Source organism: Heliobacterium mobile, from assembly GCF_009720735.1.
Lineage (GTDB): Bacteria > Bacillota > Desulfitobacteriia > Heliobacteriales > Heliobacteriaceae > Heliobacterium > Heliobacterium mobile.
This window is the reverse complement of the sequence record NZ_WNKU01000005.1, coordinates 178018-186227: the sequence shown is the minus strand read 5'-3', so window position 1 is coordinate 186227 and position 8210 is coordinate 178018. Positions and strand designations below refer to the sequence as shown.

Genomic DNA, 8210 nt, shown 5'->3' with positions numbered 1-8210 from the left:
CATGTGTACGTCCTCCCTAAAGGCTTTTTATAATTATAATCCTTTAGGTCCTGCGTCAACTAGCCTAACACAGGGGGTGTGATAAAAAGATAAACTTATCATCTTCAATACTTAACTTAATGTCCAATCCATTACTCTCCAGTAATCTTTCGAAAAACTTCAAAAAGTATTTCCTGGACTCTAATAACTGTTCTATTTCTGTTGAGCTGAGTACTTGAAAATCACAGTTCCAATGGCAGTTATCTTTATTCTCTAGTAAACCTCCAGCCAATGTAATTATTTCATCCTGTGAATCATTCGAAAGTAGTTTGTCCGATATAAAGATCACCTTTATGTAATTGGCCCTGCTAAAATTAGATTCATCTTCTATCCCTTTAAGGTACGGATAATCTTCTAATGAACTAGGTCGGCGATAATCGACCAAGACCATGAAACTAATCAAGTCTCCGCAATAACCGTCCTTTAATAGAAATACTTCTACGTCCCTTAAACGTAATAACCTGGTCATCGTTATTTGCCTCATGACTTCCTCCATTATTTTCAATCTTTTCAATTATCCTTCGACATTATGCCAGGATTTTCCTTCTTGCCAACAAAATACGTTTTAGATAGACGTAGTCACCTGATAAACGACAAAAAAATACCGGGAGCTAGACATCCCGGTAGGCAGATGGATATTTGAAAAGAAGGCATTTTTAGATTATCATGCCTTGATATTGAAGGGCAAAGGACCGTAGACCTATTTTTCCCTAATAATTTCCTCTACCCAATAAAACCACCCCTCCACCTTCCCCCCTACGCTCTCCAACGCGACCAACCATACCATTGGGGGCCAATCGAACGTGGGCCATTACAGCGGCATTATGTAGGATATGGGGTTTTATAGGTGATTTTCCTGTGGGTTTTTCAGCAGTTATGCCGACGTTGGGCCAATAACGGCATCAAAAAAAACAACCGCCCACTCCCACTGGCCTCTCCCGAGACGGGAGACGAGATGGCCGTGAGAGATGAGCGATTGTACTGCTATCCTATTCGGCAGTTACGCCGACTGTTAAGAGAATAGGCAATTTCGCCTATTTATTTCCTCCACCCTATCAAAACCGCCCCCCCCCCACGCTCCCCCCTACGCCCCTCAATCCGACAAACCATACATTCATATCAAAGCGGGTGTAAAACTGGACGTCGCCCATTACAGCGGCCTTATGTGGGGCGTGGGGGTTTTTGGGTGATTATTACTGGGGATTTAACGATAATTATGCGGATGTTAACCCATTGGGCTTCGTAACGATAGTAAAAAACCACCTACACCGACAATGTACCTAACGGTGCTTGAGCAAATATTACTGCTATAGGCGACGATGTTTTAAGCTCACTCCGAGGCTTATTGGAATTATTGACAATTAGCAGGAATCATTCTTTTCCTGTAGAATAATTGTTTCATATTTGCTAAGGAGGTAGTATTTTGGATAGGTTTGAGTTTCGCAAAAATCTTTCTTCTGAGTATTTAATCGACTTGCTCAAATCACAGCACGAGGATGTTAGTTTAGATTTCAAAGAAGAGCACGACCTCGAATGGGTTGAATTAGTTAAAGATGTTATGGCTTTTGCAAATACTGAGGGTGGACATATTGTTTTTGGTGTTAAAGAAGATAAAGAGAAGAAGTCATTCAGCCCAGTGGGAGTTTCTGATAGTTTTAGTATTAACGACATAACTTTAAGAAGTAAACTTGAGAAGTACTTGAATACAGCTCCGGAAATTGGCGTAAGTCACCATACCATAGATGGTCGTAGATACCCCTTAATCTATATTGTTAAAGCTCCGAGACCTATTAGTGCGATTAAAGACGGTCATAAAAATGGGCAAAAGAAAGCTGTCTTTTCTGCAGGGGACATTTACCATCGACAAACAAGCGAAAGTACCCCGGTAAAAGATATTGATAAGTTGTTAACCAGGTACATCGATAGCAAAGATAATTTTCAATCAAAACAAGTCTTGAATAATCTACCTTTTGTCCCCGTTTATCGAAGTAAGAATCAATTCATAGGTAGAAGTAAAGAATTAAATGATTTAAGAGCTTACGTAGAAAAAGAACCTGGTACTTTATCAATACTTGTGGATGGGTTAGGTGGAGTAGGTAAAACATCATTAGCTCAATTTTATGCATACGAAATTTTAGAAAACACGAAAGCAGGTAAATCTGGGATTGTCGTCGATTTTATTGTATGGGTTAGTGCTAAAGATGAGGAATTAACAGAGCAGGGTCGTATTAAAAAAGAACCTGAATTAAAAACTCTTGAAGATTTGTTTCAAACCGTGGCGTATGTTACTGGATTTGAGGAAGAATTACTAGCTGAGCAAACTTATGAGTCTCGATTTTCATTTACAGTTGATTTACTTAACAGTTTAAATGGAGGATTGCTCTTTCTAGATAATTTAGAGACATTTTACGATCCTAGATTGTTGAATTTTTTAGCAAAACTAAACCATAAAACTAAAACAATTATTACTTCAAGACATAAATTATTAGATAATTTACGATTACCCGTTAATAGAATTTTAGAAGTTCAAAAAATGACTGGAGAGACGGGCGGACGGGAACTTGTAACTACATGGGCAGAAAACTTAGGATTAAAAAACATTGCTTCTATGAATAATAATGCTAAAGATGATTTTGTCGAAAAAGCTTTTGGATTGCCTCTTTTAATAATTAACACTTTAAATGATATTGCTAATGGCTTAAGTCTTCAAGATGCTGTAAATGGTTTGAAGACATTAAATATAGATAGTGATTTACTTGAGTTCCAATTTCACCGTTCATTCAAGTACCTTCCCGAAAATCAAAAACGTGTATATTTCAGTTTATCTTTCTTCATAGAACCGCAAAGCAAAAAAACCATTTCAGCGGTATCCGGTATTGAAGGAATTGATCTAGATAACAGTATTTTTACGTTGGTTTCACGACGCTTATTAATTCAAGAGGTTCCTTTAGACGTTTCGAGTGAACCCCTCTATACTATGGAACCACTTTCAAGAACCTATGCACAGGAGCATCTCAAAGCCGATCCAAAAATAGAACAAGAATTACGATCCGCGTATCATGATTTTATGATTATTACTGAAAAAAATGTTGGTATTCTGCTTAAACCAGCTTTTAGTCACGGATTTAAGTTTTCTACTCCAGAGGAAAATAACGCTGCAGCTTATGCTAGTGAGGCTACGCGGATATGGAAAACACGGAGGAGTTTTGAAGACGCTCAGGATAAATTCAAAAAAGCTGAGATCCTAGCTCCAAAATTAGGGTATATCTATTCTCAATGGGCATGGGTATGTGAACAATCGGAATTATCTGAATATGGAGAAAAACAAAAATCAAGATTAGAGGAAGCTAATTCCAACTTCATAAAAGCTTGTCAATTTGATGAAAATAACATTAGAATCTGGTATCAACGTGGCATGTTTGAGATACGAAGAAGGGATCCCGATTCTGCACAACCCTGTTTCGAGCGGGGATTAGAATGTCCAGGTCAAGCCGATGATCCACGATGTTGGCATGGAATTGGTCGTTGTTATACAATTAGAGCAACCCAAATAACCAAGACTACCGGTCATCGAGCTGCTGACAACTTTAATAGAGAAGCTAAAAGAATGTTTGAAAAAGGATTTATTTCACGTCCTCAATCTAAAGCTGATATTACTCATAACGCTCAGAATTGGTATTACCTATCTCTATCCCTTTACCATCTAGCTAAGACTAATTCAGATTACCAACGGATAAAACACGCGATTAACCAAGGACTGGAGTTGGACCCAATTAATACTCACCTAATGAAATTACTTGATGAGGTTGAAAGACAAATTCGCACTAAGTAACTGTCTTATATTAATTTCTCTTCCCACTTCCCCACCTCAAAACTCCCTGTGATTCCCCTAACACTGACCCACACCCAGTTAAAAAATCTCGCCTTCATCGGCGGGCTTTTTCTGTAGTCCCACTGTAGTTCCCCTAACGCTGCCTCCTTAAAAATCTCTAACGATCAAAAAAAACCACCTTCACCGGCGGGCCTTTAACGCTATGCCCCCTTAACCCAATCCCTTCTTCTCCCAAGCAACCGCGACCTTATATCCCATAACTTACTCTCTGTTCAAACCTGCGAAGATCGCTTAAAATTAGCCATTGAAAGAAAACCGGATTAACAGGTCTTCCAACAGAGCAACTGACTTGTAATCAGTTGTATAACACTAATCAAGGATTTCAACAAACTTGCTCTTAGGGTTATATTTCTAGATATCAACTATCAAATATATACAACATTATAAAATACAGCAAGAGCCTTGGTTTTTAATTCCAAGGCTCTTGCTTGCTTTCATTTCACACAATTGGAGTTTATTTTCGTTACCCCTGTGCAGATGTGGTTGTAGTTTCATTACTATTTCCCTGCTCAGGCGTAACCGAAGGCGTTGTGGTTGCATTATCCGATGCTCCTCCTGCAGGTGCTGTCGGTGTTGCATTGCCCGTAGTTCCCTCTTCAGGAGTGGTCGGGGTTACATTACCCGTGGTTCCCTCCGCAGGAGTAGATGGTGTGGTGTTGTTTGCATTTTCCTCTGTATTTGTGCTAGGCGTTGTATTATGGGTAGTATCTTGGGTTGGAGTTGTCGGGTTTGTCGTAGAGGACGGCTTTACAAGGTACCCTTGTTCCAGAAGATTTTTCATTGCCTGGGCGAACTGTGCGCGAGTCATATATTCATCAGGCGCAAATTTGTCCTCAGAAACGCCCTTCATGATGCCTTCATGTTTTGCCCACATCACAGCATCCGTGTACCATTTACCAGAAGGTACGTCACTATAAGCGCTGCTGGCAATAGCGATACTAATCCCCGAAGTAATTATGGTCGCCAATGTAGCCCCCGCAATCATGCCTTTAATTAGTTCTTTATTGAATTTACCCATTGCAATACCTCCATAAGTCGTTGTACTTAATGTACAAAAAGTTATCGGACATCAACGATAATAGTAAACCATTTTGCACTACTTATATAGTAAAAATCATTGTTTATCTAGAGAATAATACCCTCGTATTTTATTTTTTTGGAAAATCAGTCTAATAATTGTTGCGGCTTTAAAATAAGAAAGACACCTCCCCATGGTTAAGGGCGTGTCATTCTTATTTAACCAGTAACAGCAATTAGTCATCTATAAGTATACGAGGAGAATCACCGCTTCTCCGCCAAAATCACCTGCCGATTTTCATTCCCACGAACTCGTACCGCTCCAAATCCCGCCTCCTCCAACCACTCGGTATACTGCTCCAGCGTCCACGTGCTGCCGTTCTTCGTATTAACCAGCATGTTCACACCGAACAGTTCCGCAATTGGACTCATCCCCCGGACAAAGTCCAAGATAGCGATGCGTCCGCCCGGCATAAGCGACTGATGCACTGGATGAATCGTCGTTTCCACGACCCGGCAGACATCGGGCACATCCTGTACGGTCACATGACAGCCTTCGGCAGCAATTCATCTCCTTTATTTCCCTCCAAATATTTTACAATACCCTTCTTCACCCACTTGCGCTATAATTAGTTTGCTGAATCATCCAGTAAAATCATGGAGGTATATATATGCTGCAATACGTAACCGGTTCTCGCCGCAAAGGTCTAATCGCCCTTATGATATCCCTGCTTATAACGGTTTCCTTCCTCGCCGGTTGCTCTTCCAGCAAGTCGGCACCGGTTAGCACCGATCTGTCTGCCCTGGAAACACCGAAGGATATCAAAGATATGCCGAAGTATCTGGAGTCTCTGTTGCCGGCAGAAGCGAAAGGGAATATCACCATCGGCTCCCTCTCTGACGGCCGTCGCGGTGTCGTCGCCATGTTCCCCTTGACCAATGATCCCCAGATGAAAGCCAAAGCTCAACAGTTTGCCCGAGACTTCATCCTTGCGACTTACCGAACCGACTTCCCCATCGGTGTGGCTGCCATCACCATGTCCGAGCCTGACGGCAAGACAGGCCTCACTGTCATCGTCGGTGCCGAAGGGGCCAAGGATTTAAAACAAAATCCCGCTATGGATACGGCCAGCTTTTTGGAATGGGCCAAGAAATCGAAAACCGATTCGGACGATCCCTCCAAAAGCGTTCAGATCACAGGAGATCTATTGAACTAAAAAAATCAGACGTCTAAAACCCCGGACCTCGTACAGAGAGGTTCGGGGTTTTTTTGCTTCAATGGCATTATCTTCTTATGACAGGGCATACTGTGTTCGGAGGTGATCGCCTTGGGAGATCCGAATATGACCATGCCGAATCTAGGTGAAGACTCCGGTGCCATTTTAGACGATGAAGACCTGCTTCCCCAGAATCTGACCAGTGTGAAGGGCAGTACCAAAGTGGTGCCTTCGGCCGGATTGCATATGGAATAATCGGCATCCTCAAAGAGCCCGGGCCTCAAACTTGAACCGAAGGAAGTTCAAGTGATGAGGAAGGGCTATTTTTAGTTTACGTGTTTTATTTGCATCTTTTATTTACATGTTTACCCTACATGTTTCAGTCCCTTGCTGGCGAATCTAACGATGGGTGAGAAGATGGAAGACAACAAGGGCAACAATTTATGGGACACCTTCCTATATAAGCACCGGATGACCGAAATCCCACCTCCCGACGACCGGGAAGGGAAAGTGGAGCAAGTGCTGCCGGCGGCGCTGAAAACGACCAAAGAGATGCTGGAAAATGCCCTCGGAATACCGAAGGATCTTTTTTTCCGTCCTATCGAGAACCCCGCCCTCAGCCGGAAGTTTATGCTGGTGGCCATTGAAGGGTTGATCGACAAAAAGGAACTGGCCCTGCATGTGATCGAACCTCTGCAAAACATTACGGGCCTCCACGATGAAACATCCGATATTTTCGAGGTCATCGGGAAGACGATCATTTCCGTCCCGAACTGGCAGAAGATCACCACGATCGATCAGGCGAAGAGTCAACTTCTCGATGGTAATACCCTTTTGCTGGCCGACGGACTCTCTTCCGGTCTGGTCATCATGAATCACCAGTATGAACACCGTACCGTCAGCGAACCCAAGGCAGAACAGGTCGTTCGCGGTCCCATGGAGGGCTTTGTCGAAGCGCTCCGGGTAAATACAGCGTTGCTTCGAAAACATATTAAAGATGAACGTCTCCGAATTGATTCCTTTCAAATCGGCCGGCGAAGCAAAACCAAGGTGGCTGTGGCCTACATCGAAGGCATCGCGTACCCATCCCGTGTGGAAGCTGTCAAAGAAGACTTAAAAAGCCTGGATATCGATATCATCCATGACGTCGCTGAATTGTCTATTTACTTAGATAAACGCTCCTTTAATATCTTTCCTCTCTCCCTTCCGAGCGAGAGGACGGATCGTGTGTCTGCATCCCTATTGGAAGGACGCATCGCCGTATTTCTCGATAACTCTCCCGCCGCGATGGTGGTTCCTGCCCTGTTCATCGATTTTTGGCGGACACCAGAAGATTATTACGTCGCCCCCTTACTGGCGACCTTTTTTCGCATGTTGCGGATGATCTTCGGTAACCATCTCACCATGATGCTACCCGCCCTTTATATCGCCTTCACCAACTTTCCCACCGGGGTCATTGGCTCGAACTTGATCATGAATATTGCCGCCTCCCGGGAAGGCCTCGCCTTTCCGCCTACCCTGGAAGTGCTGATCATGCTGATTCTGCTCGACATCATTCTTGAAGCGAGCCAGCGGCTGCCCCGGCTCGTCGGCGGCGCCGCGACGATTGTCGGCGGGATCATTTTAGGGCAAGCGGCGGTTCAGGCCCGGTTGGCATCGAACATCATGGTCATCATCGTGGCTGTCACGGCCATCACCAATTTGACCGTTTCCAACCTTTCGATGCTTCCAGCCATGCGGTTGTTAAAATACTATTTTGTCATCTGGGCCTCGTTTTGGGGAATGCCCGGCATCGTCTTCGGCGCCACAACGGTCCTGGCCTATGTGGGTTCCCTCAAATCTTATGGCGTGCCCTACCTCAGCCAGATGTCTGCCATCCATTTGCGAGATCTCGTGGACACGATCTATGTCTTTTCCCCCAAATGGCGAACGAACCGGCCTCGTACCTTTAAAACCATTGATGGGCAACGGATGGACTTGAAATCGATGAAGTATAACTTGAATAGTTTAGATGACATTTAGGTGATGACAATTTGACAACGCCA

6 protein-coding genes are annotated in these 8210 nt (G+C 43.4%); 4 read left to right on the top strand and 2 right to left on the bottom strand.

The window, feature by feature from the left end; genetic code table 11:
* The first annotated feature begins 1462 nt into the window (after positions 1-1462).
* Positions 1463-3871, top strand: coding sequence for an RNA-binding domain-containing protein (locus GJ688_RS06910; RefSeq protein WP_155475805.1), 2409 nt, complete (start codon positions 1463-1465; stop codon positions 3869-3871).
* A 523-nt stretch (positions 3872-4394) separates the two neighbouring features.
* Here the strand turns inward: GJ688_RS06910 and GJ688_RS06905 are convergent.
* Both GJ688_RS06905 and GJ688_RS06900 read right to left on the bottom strand, forming a co-directional pair.
* Entirely contained in the window at positions 4395-4949 is a 555-nt protein-coding gene (locus GJ688_RS06905; protein ID WP_155475804.1) for an S-layer homology domain-containing protein, read from the bottom strand.
* Positions 4950-5212: 263 nt separating this feature from the next.
* Positions 5213-5494: a hypothetical protein gene (locus GJ688_RS06900; RefSeq protein ID WP_155475803.1), complete on the bottom strand. Its 282-nt coding sequence runs from the start codon at positions 5492-5494 to the stop codon at positions 5213-5215.
* Positions 5495-5619: 125 nt separating this feature from the next.
* On the opposite strand from GJ688_RS06900, the gene GJ688_RS06895 reads away from it, so the two are divergent.
* From GJ688_RS06895 to GJ688_RS06885, 3 genes are all read left to right on the top strand, one after another.
* Complete coding sequence (locus GJ688_RS06895; protein ID WP_155475802.1) at positions 5620-6165, top strand: hypothetical protein; 546 nt, start codon at positions 5620-5622, stop codon at positions 6163-6165.
* A 111-nt stretch (positions 6166-6276) separates the two neighbouring features.
* Positions 6277-6420: a hypothetical protein gene (locus GJ688_RS06890; protein WP_155475801.1), complete on the top strand. Its 144-nt coding sequence runs from the start codon at positions 6277-6279 to the stop codon at positions 6418-6420.
* A gap of 150 nt (positions 6421-6570) precedes the next feature.
* Positions 6571-8187: a spore germination protein gene (locus GJ688_RS06885; RefSeq protein WP_155475800.1), complete on the top strand. Its 1617-nt coding sequence runs from the start codon at positions 6571-6573 to the stop codon at positions 8185-8187.
* Positions 8188-8210 lie beyond the last annotated feature (23 nt).

Coding starts and splice junctions, on each gene's coding strand:
- GJ688_RS06905 (WP_155475804.1), bottom strand. CDS start 4,949: ATGGGTAAATTCAATAAAGAACTAATTAAAGGCATGATTGCGGGGGCT.
- GJ688_RS06895 (WP_155475802.1), top strand. CDS start 5,620: ATGCTGCAATACGTAACCGGTTCTCGCCGCAAAGGTCTAATCGCCCTT.
- GJ688_RS06885 (WP_155475800.1), top strand. CDS start 6,571: ATGGGTGAGAAGATGGAAGACAACAAGGGCAACAATTTATGGGACACC.